This window comes from Algoriphagus antarcticus (assembly GCF_002150685.1).
In the GTDB taxonomy this organism is placed as follows: Bacteria; Bacteroidota; Bacteroidia; order Cytophagales; family Cyclobacteriaceae; genus Algoriphagus; species Algoriphagus antarcticus.
In genome coordinates this window covers 128,118-151,219 of sequence record NZ_MSSW01000002.1, presented here as the reverse complement: position 1 = coordinate 151,219, position 23,102 = coordinate 128,118, and the positions used below count along the sequence as shown (strand labels likewise).

18 protein-coding genes and 1 tRNA gene are annotated in these 23,102 nt (G+C 39.3%); 10 read left to right on the top strand and 9 right to left on the bottom strand.

Going from position 1 to position 23,102, the window contains the following annotated elements:
* Positions 1 to 161: 161 nt before the first annotated feature.
* Positions 162 to 716 carry a porin family protein gene (locus BVH04_RS01805; RefSeq protein WP_086539619.1) on the top strand — a complete coding sequence of 185 codons (555 nt, stop codon included), beginning with the start codon at positions 162 to 164 and terminating at the stop codon, positions 714 to 716.
* Positions 717 to 764: 48 nt separating this feature from the next.
* On the opposite strand, the gene ruvC is transcribed toward BVH04_RS01805, so the two are convergent.
* Positions 765 to 1,340 (bottom strand): crossover junction endodeoxyribonuclease RuvC, encoded by a 576-nt coding sequence (ruvC, locus tag BVH04_RS01800; RefSeq protein WP_086539618.1) that lies wholly within the window; start codon positions 1,338 to 1,340, stop codon positions 765 to 767.
* A 21-nt stretch (positions 1,341 to 1,361) separates the two neighbouring features.
* Here ruvC and BVH04_RS01795 point away from each other — a divergent pair, with 21 nt between their 5' ends.
* The 8 genes from BVH04_RS01795 to BVH04_RS01760 all read left to right on the top strand — a co-directional run bounded on the left by BVH04_RS01795 (position 1,362) and on the right by BVH04_RS01760 (position 7,809).
* Complete coding sequence (locus BVH04_RS01795; RefSeq protein WP_086539617.1) at positions 1,362 to 2,462, top strand: glycosyltransferase; 1,101 nt, start codon at positions 1,362 to 1,364, stop codon at positions 2,460 to 2,462.
* 33 nt (positions 2,463 to 2,495) lie between these two features.
* On the top strand, positions 2,496 to 2,747 hold the full coding sequence (locus tag BVH04_RS01790) for a hypothetical protein (protein WP_086539616.1): 252 nt from the start codon (positions 2,496 to 2,498) through the stop codon (positions 2,745 to 2,747).
* Between the two features lie 2 nt (positions 2,748 to 2,749).
* Positions 2,750 to 3,961: a PP2C family protein-serine/threonine phosphatase gene (locus tag BVH04_RS01785; RefSeq protein WP_086539615.1), complete on the top strand. Its 1,212-nt coding sequence runs from the start codon at positions 2,750 to 2,752 to the stop codon at positions 3,959 to 3,961.
* A 1-nt stretch (position 3,962) separates the two neighbouring features.
* A complete protein-coding gene (locus BVH04_RS01780) occupies positions 3,963 to 4,589 on the top strand; it encodes a polysaccharide deacetylase family protein (protein WP_086539614.1) in 627 nt (208 codons plus the stop codon).
* On the top strand, positions 4,586 to 5,695 hold the full coding sequence (locus BVH04_RS01775; RefSeq protein WP_086539613.1) for a glycosyltransferase: 1,110 nt from the start codon (positions 4,586 to 4,588) through the stop codon (positions 5,693 to 5,695). The genes BVH04_RS01780 and BVH04_RS01775 overlap by 4 nt, the downstream gene beginning before the upstream one ends.
* Positions 5,696 to 5,783: 88 nt before the next feature.
* Positions 5,784 to 6,560, top strand: a complete 777-nt coding sequence (locus tag BVH04_RS01770; RefSeq protein WP_086539612.1) for a TatD family hydrolase — start codon at positions 5,784 to 5,786, stop codon at positions 6,558 to 6,560.
* Positions 6,557 to 7,624, top strand: a complete 1,068-nt coding sequence (locus BVH04_RS01765) for an asparaginase (protein WP_086539611.1) — start codon at positions 6,557 to 6,559, stop codon at positions 7,622 to 7,624. Before BVH04_RS01770 ends, BVH04_RS01765 begins: the two co-directional genes overlap by 4 nt.
* A gap of 98 nt (positions 7,625 to 7,722) precedes the next feature.
* Positions 7,723 to 7,809 (top strand) — tRNA-Ser (locus BVH04_RS01760).
* A gap of 130 nt (positions 7,810 to 7,939) precedes the next feature.
* On the opposite strand, the gene BVH04_RS01755 is transcribed toward BVH04_RS01760, so the two are convergent.
* From BVH04_RS01755 to BVH04_RS01725, 7 genes are all read right to left on the bottom strand, one after another.
* Positions 7,940 to 9,865 carry an AAA family ATPase gene (locus tag BVH04_RS01755; protein ID WP_169714339.1) on the bottom strand — a complete coding sequence of 642 codons (1,926 nt, stop codon included), beginning with the start codon at positions 9,863 to 9,865 and terminating at the stop codon, positions 7,940 to 7,942.
* A 105-nt stretch (positions 9,866 to 9,970) separates the two neighbouring features.
* The gene (locus BVH04_RS01750) at positions 9,971 to 10,291 is read right to left on the bottom strand and encodes a hypothetical protein (RefSeq protein ID WP_086539609.1); all 321 of its coding nucleotides are present in this window, start codon (positions 10,289 to 10,291) and stop codon (positions 9,971 to 9,973) included.
* A gap of 87 nt (positions 10,292 to 10,378) precedes the next feature.
* Complete coding sequence (locus tag BVH04_RS01745) at positions 10,379 to 11,644, bottom strand: GIY-YIG nuclease family protein (protein ID WP_240510798.1); 1,266 nt, start codon at positions 11,642 to 11,644, stop codon at positions 10,379 to 10,381.
* Complete coding sequence (locus BVH04_RS01740) at positions 11,613 to 13,541, bottom strand: DEAD/DEAH box helicase (protein ID WP_086539608.1); 1,929 nt, start codon at positions 13,539 to 13,541, stop codon at positions 11,613 to 11,615. Before BVH04_RS01740 ends, BVH04_RS01745 begins: the two co-directional genes overlap by 32 nt.
* 533 nt (positions 13,542 to 14,074) lie before the next feature.
* Positions 14,075 to 14,608, bottom strand: coding sequence for a hypothetical protein (locus BVH04_RS01735; RefSeq protein WP_086539607.1), 534 nt, complete (start codon positions 14,606 to 14,608; stop codon positions 14,075 to 14,077).
* Between the two features lie 140 nt (positions 14,609 to 14,748).
* Positions 14,749 to 16,389, bottom strand: a complete 1,641-nt coding sequence (locus tag BVH04_RS01730) for an RNA-binding domain-containing protein (RefSeq protein WP_086539606.1) — start codon at positions 16,387 to 16,389, stop codon at positions 14,749 to 14,751.
* Positions 16,389 to 19,160 carry a class I SAM-dependent DNA methyltransferase gene (locus BVH04_RS01725; protein ID WP_086539605.1) on the bottom strand — a complete coding sequence of 924 codons (2,772 nt, stop codon included), beginning with the start codon at positions 19,158 to 19,160 and terminating at the stop codon, positions 16,389 to 16,391. Before BVH04_RS01725 ends, BVH04_RS01730 begins: the two co-directional genes overlap by 1 nt.
* Positions 19,161 to 19,769: 609 nt before the next feature.
* Between BVH04_RS01725 and trhA the strand changes: the two genes are divergently transcribed.
* Positions 19,770 to 20,462, top strand: coding sequence for a PAQR family membrane homeostasis protein TrhA (gene trhA, locus BVH04_RS01720; RefSeq protein WP_086539604.1), 693 nt, complete (start codon positions 19,770 to 19,772; stop codon positions 20,460 to 20,462).
* 82 nt (positions 20,463 to 20,544) lie between these two features.
* Here the strand turns inward: trhA and BVH04_RS01715 are convergent, their stop codons facing one another.
* Positions 20,545 to 23,097 (bottom strand): YbcC family protein, encoded by a 2,553-nt coding sequence (locus BVH04_RS01715; protein WP_240510797.1) that lies wholly within the window; start codon positions 23,095 to 23,097, stop codon positions 20,545 to 20,547.
* Positions 23,098 to 23,102 lie beyond the last annotated feature (5 nt).

Below are 23,102 nucleotides of genomic sequence, written 5' to 3'. Positions count from 1 at the left end.
AATGGTGCTTAGGTATAATTAATGATGGATGTCTTAGTTTTATACAGTTAATTTAAAAAGAAGCACATTAACACTTGCCCTAATATTGGAAATATCTCAGTTTTTAATCTTTAAATCATTGAATTCTACTAAAATAAACTCTACTAACTAATTAATATTTTATGAAAAAACTTTTGGTATTCGTATTTGCACTCGGGTTATTCGGGACAGCACAGGCACAATTTGGGGTTAGAGCAGGCTTTAGTAGCGCTAATTTCACTGACTTTGCTTCAGATCCTATCGCAGGATTTCATGCAGGAGCATATTTCAGAAAAGAGTTGGGTTTTATTTCGATAGAGCCAGGAATTCAATATTCTCAAAAAGGACACGAACGAGTTGGAGCAATCGGCACACCTGCGGTCAAAAATGACCGACTGAGCTATGTGGATGTGCCAGTATTGGTACGCCTTAATTTTCTCCCTTATCTCAATGTATTTGCCGGGCCGCAAGGTTCTGTTTTGGTTTCTAGAAAATTAGAATTTACAGATGGAAGTACTGATACGAGTACAGAGCCTATTAAGGGTTATGATATCGCCGGAGTGATAGGGGTTGGGGCTAAATTACCTCAGGGATTGAATGCTCAGGTGAGTTATGATATTGGCTTTCAGAGCTTGAATTATTACAATCAGAATGTCAAAAACAGTGTGCTTAAAATTTCTATTGGGTATGATTTCTGATTAGTTTATTTCTCTAAACATCAAAAGAACCCGGTTAATGCCGGGTTTTTATTTTTTCAGACGGTCTGGATTTTCCTCGATGAATGATTTCCAACCTGCATTTCTGCCTTTTGTCTGAATCCTCCCCTCATGAAAATGATGGCATAACGCCACAGCCAAAGCGTCTGTTGCATCGAGCATTTTAGGAAGCTCAGTTAACGAGAAAAGTGTCTGAAGCATGGCGGCCACTTGTTCTTTGGACGCATTTCCATTTCCAGTGACAGACTGTTTTACTTTTTTAGGAGAATACTCCGTGATGGGGATATCTCTCACCAAAGCTGCTGCCATGGCGACACCTTGAGCACGACCGAGCTTGAGCATAGATTGCACATTTACACCAAAGAAAGGAGCTTCCAAGGCCACGCTATCAGGCATAAATTCCTCCAAAATTGCCGTGATGCGTTCAAAAATCTTCTTGAGTTTCAACTCATGCGTTTCATACTTTTTGAGATGAATCACACCATATTGTAGAAGTTTATACTTTTTGCCTTCAGTCAAAATCACCCCGTAACCCATTACGTTGGTGCCGGGATCTATGCCTAAAATGATTTTTTCCTTTGGTGCTTTTTCTTGTTCTTTGCTCACCCCCGCAAGTTAGCCCAAAACATGCTAAGTTTTTACCTCGTCTGGTCTCTGAGTTACTTCACATTGCTTTGGTGGATGAGTAGATTTTGGCTGGAAAATGTGGGTAGCGCTCCAATTCGGTCATTTTATCCAGAGGTAACGCTTATGGTTCCTTTCCGAAATGAAGCTAAGAATATTCCAAGTTTGGGCTTAAATCTTAAGAAACTCAAGTATCCAAATCTGGAGATTTTTTTGCTTGATGATCACTCAGAGGACGGTTCTTTTCAGCTATTGCAAAAGTGTTTTGAAGACAAGAAGAATGTTCAAGTTCTTCGAAGTCCCGGAAAAGGCAAGAAATCTGCTTTGGAGCATGGAGTAGCATTGGCCTCTGGGGAAATTATCCTGTGTTCAGATGCAGATTGTTATTTCCCTGAATTTTGGGTTGAAAAGATGGTTCTGCCTTTCCACAACCCCGAGGTTCAGTTAGTAGCCGGAGCAGTCCTTGTGGAAGGAAAAGGGGAGTTTCTAGAGATATTTCAAGCAATGGACTGGGCGAGTATTTTACTGATGACTAATTACTCTTTTGCCCAAAAAAATCCCTTGATGTGTAGCGGAGCCAATCTGGCATATAGAAAAGAAGCATTTGCGAAAGTAAATGGATACGAAGGAAATCGTGAATTTGCTTCGGGAGATGATGAGTTTCTGTTGAAGAAAATCCACAAGTTGTATGGAGCAGAAGCCTGTTGTTATTTAGCATCTTTGGAGACGTTGATCAAGACAAAGCCAGAGCCTACTTGGCAGGCCTTGGTCAATCAGCGCGTGCGATGGGCAAGTAAGTGGAGAGCACATAGCTCCATTTCGCATGCTTTATCAGCAGCAGTTGCATTTTTAGTGCAACTGGTTTGGATTGGAAGCTTTTATTTGATTTCTCTAGGTGGAAAAGGGGTTCTGGCTTTTGGTTTAGTTTGGATTGTGAAAGTAACTTCGGAAAAGATGAGCTTGGGCAAAGTATTGAATAGTCTAGGTAGCCAACCGGGTAATCTCTCGATAATTCAGACTTCATTTGTGCATCCATTCTATGTCTTAAAAGTTGGGGCAGGAGCTTTGAGAGGAAAATTCACATGGAAAGGCAGGGGGAACTAAAGAAGTGTTAATTTAGAATCTGAAATTTGAATCATGAACGACGAGGAATTTGACTTGATGGACGAGCTTTATTTCGTCCAGCCCTATAGCTATCTTTTGGAAACCTTGGATTGGGAGGAGGAGCTGCTGTTGTCTACTTTGCAGCGGCTTTATTCTCAAGGCTATATCAAGTGTCTCGATGATCCCGATACAGAGAGATTTGGAGAAGTTGATATCATGAAAGAAGGAACGCGCTTATATTTTTTGGCGACAAAAAACGGTTTGATGGCACATAATACACTTTAGAATTGACCACAGAAATACACAAATATCAACGCAAGGAACTGCAATTGAAATCTCTGCTAGAGATCACTCAGGCGATTAATGAAAATCAGCCAGAAGCGGTTTTGCTCAATATTTTTAAGTTTACCTGCCTCATTCATCTGAATATCAAATCGCTGATACTCTATGTGGCTAAGGAAGGAGCTTTCGAAAATAAAATATCTCATGGTGTAAAGGGAAATGTTCCAATGTTGATTGCTGCTGATCAAGTATTGGACAAAAAAACCACAGGGGAGTTGAGATTGGATTTGGAGGAAGAGTATTCTTTTGAGGAACTCGAAACTTACCTCCCTGTCTATCATAAAGACAAAATGCTTGCGATTCTTTTTTTAAGGAGAAAAGATCAGGACTTGGAGTTGGATTTGAATTTCACTCAGGCCCTGACCAATATTCTTGTAGTGGCATTGGAGAATAAGCGGTTTGCCAGAAAGCAAATGGAGCAGGAGATTTTGAATAGGGAAGTAGCCATTGCATCTCAGGTGCAGCAAATGCTCTTTCCGGCGGAGCTTCCTATAGATAAGGAGTTGAAGGCGAAGGTAACCTACCTGCCGCACAGTATGGTGGGTGGTGACTATTACGATCTGATCCGCAAATCCAAGGATGAGGTTTACTTCTGTATCGCTGATGTGTCGGGAAAAGGAATTTCTGCAGCACTTTTGATGTCCAATTTCCAAGCAGCTTTGCGTACGCTTTTGCGCAGCGATGCAGATCTGGAAATGGTGGTAAAACAGTTGAATTATACCTTGTATGAAAATACCCACGGAGAGCGCTTCATTACTTTTTTCCTTGGACATTTCAACTTTAAAACCAGAGAACTCAACTATGTGAATGCAGGACACAATCCACCTTTGCTTTGTCGTGAAGAAACTGGAAAATGTGAAAATTTACATGCGGGAACAACGATTTTGGGGGCTTTTGAAGAGTTGCCTTTTCTGGAGATAGGAAAACGGGAACACCTCAAAAACTTCTCGCTGCATCTCTATACCGATGGACTGACAGAGGCGATGAATCCATCCGAAGAGGAGTATGGAGAAGAGCGCTTCGAGAAATTTGTAGATAAGAATATGAATTTGGATCCGGATGATTTTCATCGGAAGTTTTTGAAAAAAATTGAGCAGTTTTCTAAAGACGTTCCTTTGCGTGATGACTTGACTTTGCTGAGTTTAAGATTCCAATAGGATGATTTGGCATACAGTTCCTGTACTTATTCAGCGGCTTTTCCCTGAGAGACTTTGGCGAAAAAGTTCGGAGGAGAATACAGTTTACTTGACTTTTGACGATGGGCCGGTGGCGGGAGTTACGGAATATGTTTTGCAGGAATTGGCTAAAAGAGATCAGATTGCCACTTTTTTTGTGGTTGGAGATAATGTGCGTAGGAATCCAAAACTTGCTCAGGAAATGGTGAGTGCAGGCCATGGAATAGGCAATCATACGTTCAACCATTTGAATGGCTGGAAAACCGAAAAATCAGTCTATTTGGAGAATGTTGACTTGTGTGATAGAGTTTTGGGTGATGTGTTGGGGATAAAGACAAAATTATTCCGACCTCCATATGGATTGTTCAAACCGAGTCAGGCCGCAGAGATTTCCAAGTATCATCAAATAGTAATGTGGGATATGCTTTCGGGTGATTATGATCAAAACTTGAAACCAGAAGTGGTATTGAGTAAGTCTATTCACTGTACTAAAGCTGGAACTATTGCCGTCTTCCACGATCAATTGAAGACCAAGGAGCTTTTGCCGAAGATTTTGCCTCGATATCTAGATTTCATAGTGGAAATGGGTTGGAAAACAGCTGTGCTATGATAGGCTGGTTATGCTATGGAGTAGTCGGATTGATTTTGTTTCAATTCCTCATTGCTATAATCCGCGTTGTATTTTTCTGGAAAAATCACAACAAAAAGCTACCTAATGACCTACCACTTGTATCTGTTCTGGTAGCGGCCAGAAATGAGGAAAAAGAGCTTCCTGATCTTTTGGGATCTTTTGAGAACTTAGATTATCCGGTAGGTCGGGTCCAGTTTCTATTTGCCGACGATCAGAGTTCAGATCTTACATCAGAGATATTGAGAGACTGGTGTGCAGGTGGTTCTAGCCGAATTTTCAAAACTATTTCTTCTTCAGAAACTGCCCAGTATAATCAAAATGGCAAGGCTAATGCATTGGCTATTTTAGCGGAAAAAGCTACGGGAGACTTTTACTTTTTTACGGATGCAGACTGTGAGGTAAACCCAAAGTGGATAAGAGAAGGATTAGGTGCATTTGCTGAAAACGTTGGTTTGGTGATTGGAATTACTCAGATCAAAGCGAAGAATTGGATGGAGAGATTTCAGGAGATCGATTGGTGGCTGACTTTAGGGTTTATCAAAGTCGCAACGGATCTCACTATTCCGACTACAGGTTTGGGCAATAATATGGTGATCAGCAAGAAGGCTTATGATCAATGTGGCGGTTTTAAGCACTTACCTTTTTGCCTTACAGAAGATCTAGAAATCTCCAGAGCGATTCAGCGAGAAGGTTTCAAAATCTTGCATCAAGTAAGTCCTGAAATGCTTGCGCTGACCAAACCCGAAACAAGTTTTCGAAACTTACTGAATCAGCGAAAGAGATGGATGAATGGGGTAATGACTTTGCCATTTTACTGGAAACTAATATTAGCTCTTCAGTTCGTGTATTTTATCGGACTTATCGTTCTATTAGTGATGAATCCAGTAGTTGGAATGAGTTTAGCCTTGATTAAGATTCTTTTGCAAGGCATATTTCTTATAAGAATTGCTAGTAAAGTGGGTGTGAAAATCAATTGGATATACGTACTGCTTTTTGATTTTTATAATTTCAATACCATCCTCCTTACTATTCTTTACTATTTTTGGCCTTCCAAGACGAAATGGAAATCCAGAATATACCCATGAAATCGAGCATGACTCAAAGGCTCACACACTGGAATGATTATGATAAATGCGAGATTTCATATGGCCTTAAAAGACAAATTATAATCATATGAATTACATAGAGACGCACGCACATATTTATTCAACCAAGTTTGATTCGGATCGGGACCAGATAATTCAAGATATCCGAGATGCTGGCATAGAGCGAGTTTACATGCCAAATGTGGATGTGGAGACGATAGCGGCGATGCTAGCCTGTGAGGAGAAATATCCGGGGTTGTGCATTCCGATGATGGGTCTGCATCCCTGCGATGTAAAGGAAGACTTTCGGGAGCAATTGGCTATCATGGAAGATTGGCTGAATAAGCGTCAGTTTGCAGCAGTGGGAGAAATTGGACTTGATCTCTATTGGGACAAAACTTTTTTTGAGCAGCAAAAGGAAGCGCTGAAGACTCAGATCAATTGGGCAAAGGAAAGATATTTGCCGATTGTGTTGCATTGCCGGGATTCTATGGATGAGACAATCGCTATTGTAAAGGAGGAACATGATGGCAAGCTCAAAGGCATCTTTCACTGCTTCACCGGGAATCTAGAACAGGCGAAGCAAATTATTGATATGGGCTTTCTACTCGGAATAGGAGGAGTAGCGACTTTCAAAAATGGAGGGTTGGATCAGGTAATACCTAAAGTCAGTATTGAGAATTTAGTTTTAGAAACAGATGCGCCATATCTTGCTCCGGTACCATATAGAGGAAAAAGGAACTCTCCGGCGTATTTACCGATTATTGCAGAGAAAATTGGGGATTACTTGCAGATTTCTAAGGAGGAAGTAGCTCTAAAAACAAGAGAAAATGCCCTTAACCTATTCCGTGAGATTGGATCATGAATTATAAAATAGTTCGATTAAATACAGCACTCCGCACCAGCAAAACATCCTCTGTACTGATAATATATACAGGAGGTACGCTTGGAATGGCCTATGATGATAGCGGAGCTCTTGTGCCGTTTAACTTTGGGCAAATTCTGGAGAAAATCCCTATTCTATACACCATGGATATTGCCATTACGGTGATTTCTTTCCCTGAGCCTATTGATTCTTCTAACGTCACTATGAGTCACTGGAAGGATATGGCCTATATTATCTATGAGAATTACGACAGTTACGACGGATTTGTGGTGCTTCATGGTACAGATACTATGGCTTACTCGGCGTCGATGCTAAGTTACATGCTTCAAGGTTTGAACAAGCCCGTGATCTTCACTGGAGCACAATTGCCTATCTCCGCTATGAGATCAGATGCGCGTGAAAACTTGATGACTTCCTTAGAAATTGCCACAGCAAAAATCAATGGGGAGCCCATAGTTCCTGAGGTTTGTGTTTTTTTTAATCACCTATTGCTCAGAGGAAATCGCTCTAAGAAGGTGCAAAGTGTTCATTTTGATGCGTTTGAGTCTGAGAATTATCCGCCACTGGCAGAGTCGGGGATTGTAATAGATTACAATACACAGGCTATTCGTCCGCTGGAATCACATAAGAAATTGGTGACTAGGAGTTCTCTTGATAATAATGTCCTTATTCTAAAGTTATTTCCTGGGATCACTCAGAATGTGATTGATGCCATGCTTAATATTAAAGGACTTAAAGCGATTGTATTGGAAACCTATGGCTCGGGAAATAGTCCGAGTGAAGCCTGGTTTATGGATTCTCTGCAGAAAGCCATTAAAAAAGGGATCATCATTCTGAATGTATCTCAATGCAATGGGGGCCGAGTGATTCAGGGACGATATGAGACCAGCAAAGAACTTCTGAATGTGGGCGTGATCAGCGGGACGGATATGACGACGGAAGCGGCAGTGACGAAATTGATGTTTTTGTTAGGTCAGGAGAGTAAGCATTCAGATGTAGTAGCAAAGCTGAAAGTGGCTCTGGCAGGGGAGATGAGTGCTTAAGTGCAATTTCATTGGCTATTTTCTAGGATTATTTGGAAAGGGCACTAATAATAATTTTCTTTGCACTCCGATTCGGAATACGGATTGGAAAATATCCTAGAGAGGTGGCCGAGCGGCTGAAGGCGCACGCTTGGAAAGCGTGTATACTCGTGAGGGTATCGAGGGTTCGAATCCCTTCCTCTCTACATATTAAAACCCTAACTATCTGAAATATTGATTGTTAGGGTTTTGTTTTTTAATTTAGTGGCGAAATCAGTAGCGAATTCTTTAGCGAATTCTTTTGTTTTTTGGAATTGACGCTAATCCTAAGATGTCTTAAATCTCTTGCACACTTATTAGAATATCAAGTAAATCTTGAGGAGCAAAATCATCGAACTCCTGGATAACTTTTTTAATAATCGAATTTTTAAGCTCGTTCTCTTTATTCTTTTTTATCGCATTTAACTCAGGAAACACCTTTAGGTATCTAGCTTCTAGATCATGGCCGTTTAATTGAGTGAAATTTTTAGGTAATGATAACCGCTTTCCTGACACTGTTAGATAATCCACATTTTGTAAAATATTTATTAACCCATCGTGATTTAACACTTTGATCATATGATCAACTATGCCCTGTAAATTAGGTTCATCCACGTTAAATAGCATATGCAGCTTAAATTCATCCTCAAGACCGAAATCCTTAGGATCGCGAATCTTTTCCATTAAAATAAGAATTGCTACCAAAAGTGGATCGAGAATAAAATTTTCTATGCTATACCTCCGTTGCCAGCCAAGAACCTTTACATGTTCGACTTTAGGTTTTTGGCTCTCTAGATCCCAATCTATAATGCCCCAAATAAATTTATTCCCACCTTTCCTAAGAAGATGTGTAATTTCTATGACTTGAGTACAATTTGAAATAGGCTGGTCGTTTTTGTCTTTTTTAGCATCTCCAGAAGCGATAAAATTAAGAGATATTTCAGGGTCTAATCGTTTTCTAAAAAGCTTGTAAAGGGCTTCATAATACTCCACATCATACTTACTTTCAACAAATACTTGCCTTCTGTTTTCATAATTAACACTGAAAGAAGGCACTCCGTGAGTCAACTCTTTCAAGGCAGCATCCTTGCTACTAGGAATAAGTCTTTGGCTTCCCTCTGCCTTCATCACATAAAGTGAATCCGCGCAAGGAGCGAATGCTACGGTTGAGGGCGAATGAGTGCATAAAATCACTTTCAATCCTAACTGCTTATGAAATAAGTTATATAATACCTCTATCAACCTTTGACACATAAAAGGATGAAGGGATGAGTCAATTTCATCAAGAAGCAACAGACTGGAAACTAGTCTCTTTTTAAACTTTAATTTATAAACATAAAAGGTTAAGGCTAATAAAGTTCGCTCCCCTGATGACAAGGAATTAAGGTCAGTATTATAACCTTGTTGTTTGTTATAAAGCTGGATGTGAATATTTTGAGAGTAAAAGTCAACGCCTATTTGATCAGGGATCTGGCTAGCTTTAAATTCGTAACCATTGCAATCGTAATTATTAAGAGCTTCATTAAGCAACGAAACAGGGGATTCACCATGTGTCTTAATAAATTGCTCATCGTCGAGGAAAGTAACTGGCAAACCATCTCTCTCGCTCAAATATTTGTTATAGGCATTCTGTTTTCGTGAAATTTGATATTGTTTTTCTTCTAAAGACAATTGGTAGAGATCAAGAAATCCGCTTTCAGGCTGAAGAGGTACAAATACACCTTTTCCACCTGCTAATCCCTTTAATAATTTAAACGAATTAGCAGACATGCTTTCTTCCAAATTTTTCTCTAAATCTATAAACAACTTTAAAGCATCTTCTCTGATTTTAAGAAGGCTTTCATCATTTAGTGATATTAAGGGATTGGGAACATCTTGAATGAATGACACTAAATTGATGAACTCTTGAGAAAGGGATGTTTGAGCAATTTCATTCCAGATATTGAATAGTGGATTGTTGTGTTGAAGTAATTTGTACTTCTCAAAATCAATATCCTCCCACTCGAAAAAACTTTTATTATATCCTGTTTGCTGAAGCAGTTGAAGTAATTGAATTTTTGGTAATACATTCTGGAATAATTCGAGATCTGAGACTTTAGGTATTAAACCAAAATTTTCATAAAAAAATCGAGCTTTATCTGAAATACCGACAAAAGCGGCTATTGGATCAGTTTGAAAGATTTCTGTTGTTATTAAATCTTTGTACGTGGATAATTCATCCATTGACCACATTAATAACTCAGGGTTATGGATTACCTGAATTAGTCTTTGATGTAAATGAGATAAGTGAGATGGTAAAAAAGTTATGCTTTGAAGAACTTCATTCCGCTAGCTATTTATTCTTTGGGTTAAAGCTGAAGATTTTCTGGCATATGTCTCCTTAGCTGTATTTTTGGACACATCTGTATTTTGAGATCTGTTCCCATTGGTAGGAAGAGGTATGTCGTAATTAAGACTAAAGTCAGAATAGTTATAATATATCACTTCAGTTGCTGGAATCCCTTCTAATTCGATAGACCCATTTTCTATTGATTGCAGGAGATGGGTTTTTCCAGATCCATTTAAACCTGTTATGATACTAAAGTCAGCTATGGTAATAGGGTCGAATTGCTTTATAGATTTAAAATCTTTCTGATATACTAATTCCATTTATATTATAATTTAGGCGTTTCTACGTGATAAGTTTCTCTTTAGTCTTAGATTATTCTTTCAATTTCTATTAAGAGCATACAATAGCTACCTCCCAACTATCCTCTCCTCCTCCGCATCATACCTAAACTTCACAACCTCTCCGCTAATGATCAGTACAATGGCTTGCTCAATCACTTCATAGGGAGCAATAAACCATTCTCTTGGAGTGTATCTTTTGCCATTTTCATCAAAGATGTCCACATTCAAGCAGGAAGCTCCGAAGAAATTATGAATCAGCTGTTCGAATTTCTGGGTGTTCATATTATAGCATTTCCATCCTGCGATGTAATCCACCTCAGCCATTAAGTAGGTTGGCTCTTTTACCGCATTTTTGATATGATCTTCTACAGCAACTTTCGAGTAGCCAATCTTATAGAGGTTATCGATAGATGTAATTCTCTGGTCTGGATTAAGTGATTTCAGTACATAGATGAAACCTGATTCTTTATCTTCCTCTCTGATCATTCCGAAGTTTTCCTGAAAAGTCTCATTCACTTTCTCGAAATTTTCTGTGACAACCTTCCCGTTGGCATAGAGAATTTTTTCTACGGATCGTTTTAGCATGTTTGATTGAGTACCATTCTCGAAAATGCACCTTGTCCTGCCATCTTCACGAACTCGTGTGCCATCCTCTCTATAATGCTCCTTTTGAGAGATATCGACCCACTCTAATAGGAATAAAACTCCATTGTGAACGTAAAATGCTCCTTCCTTTAGATTGTCCATTTTGAAGTCAATCAGATTTCGCTTGCCTTCGGCTAGATCTTTTTGCACTTCTTTGAAAAGAGGCTCGTAGGTAGCAAAATCCTTACAAGGTTTCCTCTTAGCTACAAAATCGGCACTTGCCCTCTCATCTGGCTTTGGTGTATGCTTGAAGTCAAAAAGTCCCTCATCATCTTCCAAAATATCCAGATTATCATCCAGAATATCAGCGATGGATTTTATTACTTTTTTGGGTTTTCTGTAATAAGGTGCGCTGGGTTCTTCGACCATGGACAAACTGCTGTCATACAAGAGATCATAAATATCCTCCGACTGAAGCATTTCTGCTTTTTTCGGATCTTCTCGAATACTTTTCAGTCTTGAATAGAGCTGGTATTCTGACACGTTGGAAATATTAGCTTCGGGAGCTTTGCCATATTTAGCATGAAAATCATTGATCTGCTGAAAAGACGCTAACAAACGATCATCAGGAGTATTGCTTGTCGAAACTTTCTTTTTTTCCTCGATCAGGTGAAATTTCTCATCATTGAAAATTTCATCCAATGAGGAATACTTTTTACGATGATGCATGTTTCCTTCTCTGGTCATTGATATAAATAATCGCCTCAGCCATCCTTCTTTCTAATGGATCGCCAGAACTGATATTTGGCTTTTTACTGTACATCGCTATGAACTCCTTGATTTTTGGATACAATATCAAAACCTCCTCTTCAGTGATGGTAATTCGAGTAGCCTCGATTGTTTCCTGTATTATCTTGAGAACTTTAGTCGTCACAGACTTTGATAATATCTCGAAAGCCTTTTGGAAGGGATTAACCTGATCTATCAGATCGATATGAAGGTCATCAATATTCACAAAGGTGTTTGCCATGCGGATAAAGCGCTTGTCTCCCGTTTCTTTAATTTCTCCATTTTTGATCACCGAATCTACCACTACCTGCTGCCGAACTTCCTCTACTTCCTCGACCGAAAGATCTGGATATCTCACTTGGATGATTTTTGGGATAAGTACTTTGTTGATCACTTCTGGATCTACATTCCCGGGCATAGCCTTTAGCATTTGATTATCCTGAAGGATCACAGCCTTCAGGTCATTAAGATCCGACTCAATGATATCTCTTACTCTTTTGGAGCTTGGTTCTTTTAGACCACGAATATGGAGTTCTCCTGGCTTTGCTTTATCGTCATCAGATAGCCTGGTTTTGAATTTCCAGTTAGGAGCAAGCACCTGTTCCATCAGTAAGGAAGCGGTAATGGCTTTCAGCATATTGTTTACTGATAGTTTTACTTGATCATCCGCGGCATCTGGCTGGGCGATGAGGTTGGTGAACTGTGCATGAGTTTTATTAATACTATCTCGGGTACATCTGCCAATAATCTGAATGATCTCTGTCAATGACCCTCGATAGCCAACGGTCAATGCATGCTCACAATAGGGCCAGTCGAATCCTTCCTTAGCCATTCCTAGAGCGATGATCAAATCTATGTCATCTTCATTTTTGCTCTTTCTAAGGTATTCTACGATTTTATCACGTTCCTTGGAATTGTCCTCAACCAGATCAGCCACTTTTAGGATTTTACCATCCCCAAAACGCTTGATGTAAATCACACCAGTTTCAGGATCCTGCTTGATTACCTGACCAATTGCATCCAAAATAAAATCTACCTCATTGTGCTTGTCCTTGGTGGATTCACCCGAGTTGACATTGGGAATATGCAGGATTGTCTTATTATCTGTATCCAATACCTCCAATATCGCCTCGGTATATCGGCCTTGATAAAAATGGTATCCGATCCCCAAAGATTTTAGATAGCTATAGCCATTTAGCTGCTCATAGTAGTTGTAAGTAACTTTTTCAAATTTGGCTTCCTCTTCAGGTGGTAGAACAGGAACGCTGTCCCCTCGGAAATATGAGCCAGTCATCGCTACGATATGCGCAGAGGACTTCTTCATGATATTTCGGAGGATATCACCAAGACGGTTATTGATATCAGCGGACACATGGTGAAACTCATCTATTGCCAATAGACAATTATCAAATGACTTTTCTTCCAATTCTTCTGAGGCAAAACGTAAAGTAGCATGAGTGCAGATTAACAATTGTTCATCATTTGCCATGAAATCTCTAAAAGTCTGTACTTTGCCCTTGCTTCCTTCCGCTCCTGGCATGCATAGGTTGTACATATCATTAGGCTCCCAATCTGCAAAAAAGCCACTTGACTTCAGATCTGTATGGGCAAATGAACTCCCAATAGATCGTTCTGGTACTGCTACGATCACTTTTTTGATGCCTTGATAGACGAGCTTGTCCAATCCCAAAAACATCAATGCTCTGGACTTACCTGAAGCAGGAGGAGCTTTCAGTAACAAATATTGGGCGTGTCTGGCTTCATATGCTCGGGCTTGCATGTCACGCATACCCATAGGATTTATCTGTGTGCTCTGTCCGGTTTGGTGATAGTTTACTTCTACTATATTGGGCATTTCAAAAAGGTTAATTAGCTAAAGTTTATCTAAAATTCGTCTAAGTTTATCTAAATTTTTTTTTGTAAATAATTGATTATCAAATAGATGATGTTATTTTCCGTCTAAAGTTCATCTAAATCTCGTCTAACTGGTATAAACTAAACAGTAAATTAGATAAACTTTTGATCCTTCTCATTTCTTCGCTTTTCAGCATTCTATCACATAACCGTCACATAATAAATAGCTCATTATCAGTGGTTTGAGGTTTTGACTTATCCTGCTGTCACATGACCATCACATAATAATTCTCATCTAAATGGGTAATGTTAAGAGTTTCAAATGCACTTTTTTATTTTCATTTGTTTTCACAGCAAAAAGAAAAATACGGCTTGATTGAATTCTGATGTCCTTTTTCTAGAATTTATTTTTTGTTTATTTTTTTTTAGCCAGACCGCTGGCCTGATTTTTCATTCTCATCATCATAAGACCATCAAATAAGATTCTATTTCACTGAAAGCTACCTAAGCCTAGGAAAGAATGTAGCTCGCATATTAACTGTATAGGGCTGGGTTGGCAATAATTCCAGCAATCACATTGGCAAGCACGTCACTTCCAAAGCTTTTCAACTTCTGAACAACACCATTTTGCCCCTTCTCTTCCAGTACCCGCATGATATCGTCCAATTGCTCTGGGGTCAGCTCATTTTCCATTGATTTTTTTATTATATCAACGTTAATCTGTTCAAAACTGAAGTTGCCAGATCCTTGATTTATTTGACCAATACTCTGAGTATGAATTGTATTATGGAAAATTTGATTTGCACTAGGTTGATCGTCAAAATTAAATTGTTCAACAGGGATTTCCTGAGCAATCAGTTTATCTGCATACTTATAAAATCTAGCACATGGTCTATATGTAAGATTTACTTTTTCAATTACTCCAAAAGCTTCCAGCTTTTGCAATACAGAGGATTCTTCATTAGAAAGGCTTTTATTACTTGAAATCATCCCAATTCCAGGTTCTTTGAGTCTTTTCAAGACTTCTGTTTGTGTTGTTGCCATATTTCGTCTAAATCCATCATCCATTCTTCGCAAGTTTATCTAAAGTTTATCTTTGAAAATGCTTCATTTCTCAAGTAAAAGCATTCTGAGTCGCTTGAATCGGCTTTTTTTAGTAAAGTTTATCTAAAAGTTTATCTAAAGTTTATTTTTAATTAGTTAGTTATTTAAACTTTTATCCAAATTGGTTTTCTGTTCGTTCCTCTATTTTCAATCAGGTTTTGTTTCTTAGAAAGGGAGTTCATCAAATTTCTGATTTTGTTATTTTTTTGCTTCTCATCCAACACATTGGGAAGTAGGTCAAAAAGCAATTTATCGATATCTTCTTTCTCAGCTTCTCCGTATTTCTCCAGATATCCCAGAATGAGGTTTTTGTAATAATCATCTTTAAAGCCTTTCATCTTAATATAGTCTCCACGCTCATCAGTTGCGCTGGCGACAATTGCAGAAATATGGAGATTGGGTTTTCTTCCCTCAATCAACTTCTTGGTTCTCAACTGCTGAATTTCTTGCTTTTTAAGTGGTTTCCCTTTTGACACTTTATCCAAAAGCATAATTTCATAAAGAGAAAGCCCTGGCATTTGCGCCAGTTTTCGAGCAAAATTCAGATCCGAAACTTTACCCGTAATTTTTACAGTGACCTTCTGGTCCGAAAAATCATAATCAGGCAAAGGAAAATACTTATCCTTCTGGATGAGAAACATCTTTCTAATGCCACTTCCAATTGTATCAATCATCTTCAGGTCAACCATGGCATTGGCTAAAAATGGATTGCGGTACTTGGTCTCAGGAGAGTCGGAGTCGATTACTTTCTCAACTGTCCCTGGTATAAAATTCCCAGAATTGGAAAAAATCAAAATACCATCTTCACGCTCGACCACATTGATCTTTCCTGCTAAAGTATAATCTTGATGCGCGACGCAGTTGTTTAAGGCTTCCCTTATAATATAGGGGTCAAATTGGCTTACTTCCTCAGGAAAAATACTGCCCTCCTGTAAATACCTATAATTAAGATTTCGAATCTTGGCATAAACCGACTGAACGGAAAGTATTAACGGACAGGTGAAATGCTGATAATCTCTCTCCAACCCATCACTATCTTTCAAAATCCAAGAGATTTTTGCTGTAGCAGGACTAATGAAGTGCTCTGACTCGGATTTGCCCAAAAGCAAAATTGCTGTATTTGTGATTTTTCCTTGAATAGTGATCTTAGCCTTATTCAAGAAGGTAAGTGTTTCCCACTTCAAAATCTCCTCTTTAATGTGAGGATTCTTCTCAGAGTATTTCTGTTTTGCTACTTCTATTGCCTCTGGTGATAAATCATCCAAAGTTGCATCCTCAATAATCTGTGCACTCCAATCAAAAGAATTTGATTGTTCTCTGATCCTATCAATTTCATCAAGACTCAAAATCCCCAAACTCTCTCCATCTCTTCCGTAATATTGTCGTTTCCAAGAAACAGGGATTCCCTTTGGTGAAGCCGGAATTTCACATAACAAAACCCATTTTCCATTGATTTGTACTCTGTGTACATCCCGAAATGTCATATTGGGAGAGGTGTGATCAGCTACTTCTTTCTTATATTCATTGATTTTCGCATCAGATATTTCTGTGCCTACTATCTGCTTATCGTCGTTCACTCCTAATATAAACCAAGCGTTTGGCCTATTCATTAAATTGGCTTCATTGCTTAGGGCGGAGAAATACTTACCCAATTTATCTTTATCGTATTGGGTTTTCGCCTCTTTAAATTCCAATATTTCCGTCTCCGTTTCATGCGAAAGAAATTGTTGAAGTAAACTTTCCATTAGTTCTTGATTTTCTTTCCCTTTTTCTCTTTTTCAAAAAGACTATCCTTGATTTTCTCTTCGGCGATCATTTTCTCATACAGCTTGAATAGATATTCCAGTCTTTCCTCATCCGACTCAAAAGGTCGGCTTCTATAGCATCGCTCGATGGCTAGGTCATTTAGTCGGTGAGCTTCACGCAATCCATCTGGCATCTTATCCGGATCATAGAGCTGAGCCAGAGTTTTTTCGGAATGCCGTTCCCGCTCTTCTAAGATACGGAATACACATTGGGTGATTTCTTGTTTCCGCTGATCTGAAATTGAAGGGAAGGGGAAGGTGTTGTAGCATATTGTAACAGAATACAGGATATCCATCTTCATACCTCCTGCAACAGCTTTAACCCAAATCATGTGCATGTTAGATGAAATCAGCCCAAATAAATATGGCTCTGGATCATAAACAACTTGGATAGTTTCACCAGCAATATCTGTCGAAGGCTTAAAATCTGCTGGAAGATATTTTCTGTTTTCGCTTGAATTCCTTCCTACTGCTATATAATTGGATTTACCTTCATGGATGTATCTAAATCGATAAGGAATATCTACTAAAGACCTAGCAACCTCTCCGCCACTTGATCTAAATTCTTTAACTCTCTGAATTCTTTCTTTAATATCTGGAATCAATATTGCCTCATCAATTTCCTGTTCATTTATCCAAATACACCATCTTGGAATATTTTTGGAAAGGTCGTTCCATCCATAAAATTTCCTAATAAATCTCTTTGCTTGTGGATATGCATTAATTAAATCCTCTTTTTCTTGATCAGACAGTATCAGGAAACCTCCATCAACCGATTGATTTCCAAAAACCAGTTGAGGAATATTAGAGAGGGATGTTTGTTTTTTTTGAATCAATAAATTTGATCCAACAGTTAAATAAGGGGATATATTCGAAGCGTCTTCCTTAATGCCTTTTAGGTACAAAGTCTTTTTTGTGCTTTTAAGAGCACCTTTAACACCAACTATAATCACTGCCACAACAGCTTTGTTTTTTGCATTATTCGACCAATAAAAAGCTGGGTATCCAAACTTGATGTCATTTCCTGTATCAAAAATATTTTGCCAAAGCAATGACACTTGCATTCCTTGACAAATTGAATTCGTCGAAACAAATGCAAACTCAGACCAAGTTTCTTTAATATAATCACTTGCTTTAACAAACCAGCATGATATATAGTCTAGGCTGTTTCTTCCAGGGATTGCCTTTAACGCAATTGAAATATCTTTCTTTTGTGATTCCGATTGAAATCGTGCTCCCAAATAAGGTGGATTTCCCAAAATATAGATTTCATCCCCTTCTTTTTTCGGACAAACGACTTCCCAATCCAAACGGCAGGCATTTCCACAGACGATTTTGCCTGCTTCCTTCAATGGTAAAGTTGGGCTGGACTTACCAAATTCCTTCTGAAACTCTACATTCATCTGGTGCTCAGCAAGCCAAAGCGATAGCTGAGCGATCTCATGTGCAAAATCATCAATCTCTATTCCGAAAAACTGACTCAGTTGGATTCTAGAAAATAGCTCCACTTGAAAGGAGGCTGCAAGCGTAAGTTGGGACTTTGGGATAAAGGATAATTGTTCGTTTTTACTGTTAAATCCCAATGCTATCTTTTGCAGTTCCTGCAGATGCTGGATGATTGCTATTTCTAGCCGTCTTAGTTCTTTATAGGCGATGATCAGGAAGTTTCCACTTCCACAGGCAGGATCGAAGATTTTGATTTTACTCAGTCGGGCAAGTAGGTCATTTAGTTTTTTAGGATTCCCCTTCGCTTTTTCCAGCTCCTCCTTCAGTTCATCCAGAAAAAGCGGCTCAATCACCTTCATGATGTTGGGAACGGAAGTATAGTGTGCGCCCAGACTGCCTCGTTTATCAGGATCAATCACACCTTGGAACATCGATCCAAAAATATCAGGGTTGATGTCCTTCCAGTTCATCTCTCCGGCATCGATGCACAGCTGACGGGATTTTCTACTGAAGACTGGGACAGGATGAGCATCTTTGAATAGTCCTCCATTTACATAAGGAAATGAGTCTAAATAGGCTGGCAAATCCTTTCTACTCTTTTTGTCAGAATTAAGAACTTCAAAAAGAGCCTCTAAATAAATATTGAGATCGCTTCCATCTACGGTAGTATGCGAGCTGATCGCATTGGTGAATTGCCCATCTTGAAAAATGTGGGTGTCTTCGGCAAAGTAACAGAACAGGAGGCGTGACAGAAATACGTTTAGCGCATGAGAGTCATCCTCTGAGGCTGCGACATTGTCTTTCTTGATTTCGTCAAAAAGCTTGGCCATTCGCTCCGCTGCTTTGACATCCGCAGGGTTTTCATTGCGGTGCTGTGCTTTTTCCATTCCTGCCCAGGGCAAAAAGAAATCGAAATGCTTCGGCAATTCCTGAAGTTCAATATCCAGTTTTTCACCAGTCTTGGTATCTGCAGCCAAGAATAAGTTGTAATCCGTCACAATCACGAATCGCTGCTGATGCTTGATGGACTTGATCAGTTCAGAAATAGTGAGGTGTAAGTCTTCTTTGTACTCTTCCTGGAAAAAGAGCTTTTTCTTCCACGAGATTTCTCCTTCGGTTTTTGAGAGATTGAGGTTTCCTTTCTGCAATCGGGTAATGGATGCTTTTGGTAAACCGTATGCTAAAAGAAGCTCATAAATGAAAGTTTCTTTCGAAAAGGACTTAATCAGATTTTGAAGGTTGGTTTCAATCTGGGCGATGTTCATTTAACTTCTTTATTTGAGGCAGTTACGGATAAGGTAACTATTACGGCTAATTTGACTGTTGCGTTAATGAGGATTGACTTGGAATTCCTTGGGCCATTTGATGAGCTGGTTTTTGTAAGGATATGGCCGTCTATAGTTACCCTGTATTAAAAACTGATAACAAGATGCATTTTTTTACCTAAAAAGGCAATTGAAACCGGTGAGAGAGGGGAAAAATCGAATTTTAGAATAGCTAACTGATATGATCATGTTAAGATAGGCTGCGGTTAATATTTTGATCAATTTATTTTTTTCTCCAATTGTACTATCCGGAAATTCTGGATAGTTGTATTCTTCTCCAATTCGTTACTTCTGACTAAAGAAAAACATCAGCCGAATTGATTTCAAGGCTATCTGATTTCATATTTTAGAAGTGATATGACTTTTGCGGCTTAACTACAGGTATGCCGCTATTTTTTCATTTAGCAAATAGAATAGCTAAAACATGGAACTAACGTAACCTCATTTTTTTTTCAGTAAAAGGCAGGCTTAAACTTAAAATATAGCTTCACAAATAATTGCCATACTACTTCTTACCGTACTTTTACTGATACTCTCTTACCCCCGCTAATGAATACTAATCCAATTCTCGGTTTTGATGATCCAATTGATTCATGGACCCATTTGTTAGGAGCTTTGGCTGTGGCTATTCTTCTTTTCTTTCTTTTCAAGAAAAATGGAGCGGGCAGAAAGCATCCACTTCCGGTTTTAATTTATGGTTTTGCTTCATTCTTCCTACTTGCGATGAGTGGAACCTACCATCTAATCGAAAGAGAAACTACCTCTCGATATGTATTGAGAATACTGGATCATGCAGGCATATTTTTATTGATTGCAGGGACGCTGATAGCTATTCATGTTATTCTCTTTACAGGTTTCATGAAATGGGGCATCACTATTATTACCTCTGTAATTGCAACTCTTGGAATTACCCTCGTATCAATCTATTTTGAAGATCTCCCCGAATACATGACGCATGCCGTTTTTCTGATATTTGGATGGCTTGGTATGGTGTCTGTGATTGGAATTTGGAAATTAAAGAAAGCTATATCCTTCAAATACTTGGTGTATGGTGGGCTGGCTTACACCATAGGAGCAGTTATTGATTGGGTCAAATATCCAGTCGTAATTCCAGGTTACTTGGGTCCCCACGAACTATTTCATTTTGCAGTACTAGCAGGAGTTGGATTTCATTGGACTTTTATCATACAATCCATTCAGACAGTTTATGAGGACAATGCTGTTTTAGTTATTGGGAAATAAGTAAAAGAATCAAACCAATCTGTCCTCATGAATGACCTTAATTAAAGGTGTCATAGGCTGTCTTTGTTTCCAAAGCTTCAAATCAAGCTGCAAGTTCATCCGTGCTTTCCCAAGACAAAGCACCGGTATATCGATAGGATACTTTTCCCTCACTATCCATTGCCAAGAGATAGATCCAGCCATTGTCACAGAGATCTCTGACACCTTGATGCTTTTCTAAAATGCCATTCATAGCCTCAATAGGAGCTTCTATGATGACATTCAACTTTTGAGGTTCGTGCTGATATTTTTCACCGTCATGGATGGCCTGCAGGGGTAGCCCGACTCTCAAATCTCCAGAGTAACCTTCCAGCACGCCCAGGCCTGCCGTTACATTGTGCAGGGTTTTGTTTCCCGATCCGAAATTCTTGTTATCCACCGTGGAACCGTAATACTGAAGATTGATCCAGCTAGTCACCACCATTGGGGCTGTCATGATCAGTTCCAGCACTGAAAAACCCTGATCTTTTTCCCATTCATAGGAGTGTAAAAATGACTTTCCTTCCAGGTTGATTCCTATGGTTCTTTTTCGTGGTGCTACTATAAAGGCTGAGCATCCCGCAAGTCCCCATTCAGGGCGAGTTTGTGACCAATCTTTGCTTCTACCTATAATCATCTTGTCAATATTGGATTTATTTTCTGTTGACATCCGGAGAGAGCGTTCCGTTCTGGCAGTATGTCCAGCCAATTCTAGCGATCGTTTTAACGTTACTAATTCTTCTATTCTCTCTTTTGGAATGTCTTTCTCATTATAGATACTTACTTCATCCGTAGTAGTATCGTGCAGGCAGGCCAGGAAGATTGTATTGGTAGGGATGAATATTTTTTCTGCCAAAAGACCCGCTCTCACTTCTCTGCTATTCAATACCGCAGCAGCTACACGGGCGTTTGCTTCTCCTGAGTGTCCTCCGCAAGCTCCACAGTCGTATCCAGTTGCGTGTGGATTGTTGACTGTTGAGGAACCATGTCCGACTATTAAAACCAATCTGCCAAGATCATCTGCCAATGACATTGCTTTGAGTGCATTCTTGGCCATTTGAATCTGCTGCTCTAAGGGAATTCCGACAGTTTCATTACCATGGCGAGCCACCTTTAGACTGATATTTTTCTCATCATAAACCTCCTGAGACAATCCCTCTTTATCTGGGTGTGGAACTGGTCTAGTCAAACCAAATGAGTCAGTAAAAATCTTTGGCAGGTAGGAAAGTCCCATAGGGCTTACGAAACTGAAGCAAGTGACTGCCCCGGATCTAAAAGATTTCCAAACTTGTTGGACCTGACGATTCAGTACTCTTGCAGTGAGCGCTTTTTGATGTTCCTTCTGATCTGATAATTGTTCCATAATGGTCGGGCCAGTTTTCAAAAGAACAGGACATTGAGCTTCTCCTTCTTCATGTCCTATAGGCACATATTTAATCGGGAAGGCAAAGAATCCTGCAAACCCAAGTGTCTCTATGGAGCTATCGACCAATTCTAAATTTCTTCGGAAAACTTCTGATCGCACATCGATACAAAATACTGCCTGTACTTGAGGTTGTCCTGACTTTTCAACCGTTGATGGCTTGACCTTGGCAAATTTGGCTAGAATGTTTCGCTGTGTTGCCAAATCAAAAGCCTCTTGCAGGATCAAGTTTTGAGTCAAGTGCTGGTTTAGCTCTTCCTGAATAATTGTCTGTGAAAATGTAAGCTTAGCGTCATTCCACTGATGGTTTAATTCTGAATTAGTTAAGCTTTTTAATATGCAAACCTCCCAGCAAATGAGCACTGCCAAGAATTGGATCAGTTTACCGTCCTTTCCCCCATATAACTCATTGTCCCAATCCAATCGAGCAGCATAGGCAGACCATCCTCCAACTCGAAGTAGCAGACGATGCAAGTACAAGGCGGCATGCTCGATGGGAATTCCTAATTGCTCCAAGGCTACTTGTGTGGCTTCGACTGGATGATTCGGCAAAGATTTTACTGCCTTTCGAAAGTCTCTCAAGCCCATCAGCTCTGGTGTACGGTCTATTTGAGCTTCATTTTTCCAAGCCGAGAATAAATCCTCCTCCTGATTGGCAGCAGACCAGATCGCTTGCCCATTATCAAAATATGAAGCCGCCCAAAGAGAGACTCTGGAAGTAGCGAATCTATTCCAATCTTTATTAGTCACTACTGTGGCAATGTCAGCGACCGAAGCAATCGTTTTGGTCACTTCGATTGAATCAAGATTTTTCTCAAGATTTTTGATGAATTTATTTACATCTGTCTTTCTTCCTTTTTTGCTTAATATCTGGGCTATATCTTGATTTGTTATTTTACCCTCTTTCAATTTTTGCAGATAAAACGAGGTATCCAAAGTCATTTGAATCCCACCTGCTGCCGCTAATTCTTGGGCTACGTTCTCGAATTTTTTGTGTGCAAATCCTAAGTATGGATTTACAGCCACAAAGTTTTCAAGGGGCCAGACTGGAGCTATTTTTTTGCAAGCTTCTCTTAAGGTATCCACCAATATCTCTTGCTTGCTATCCAAGCTTTCAAAGTAATTTTGTTTTGACACGTTATTCTTGATCATTTGGCGGTCTTTAAATTGGTTCAGATTGTGGGTAGTGCTCATTTTTA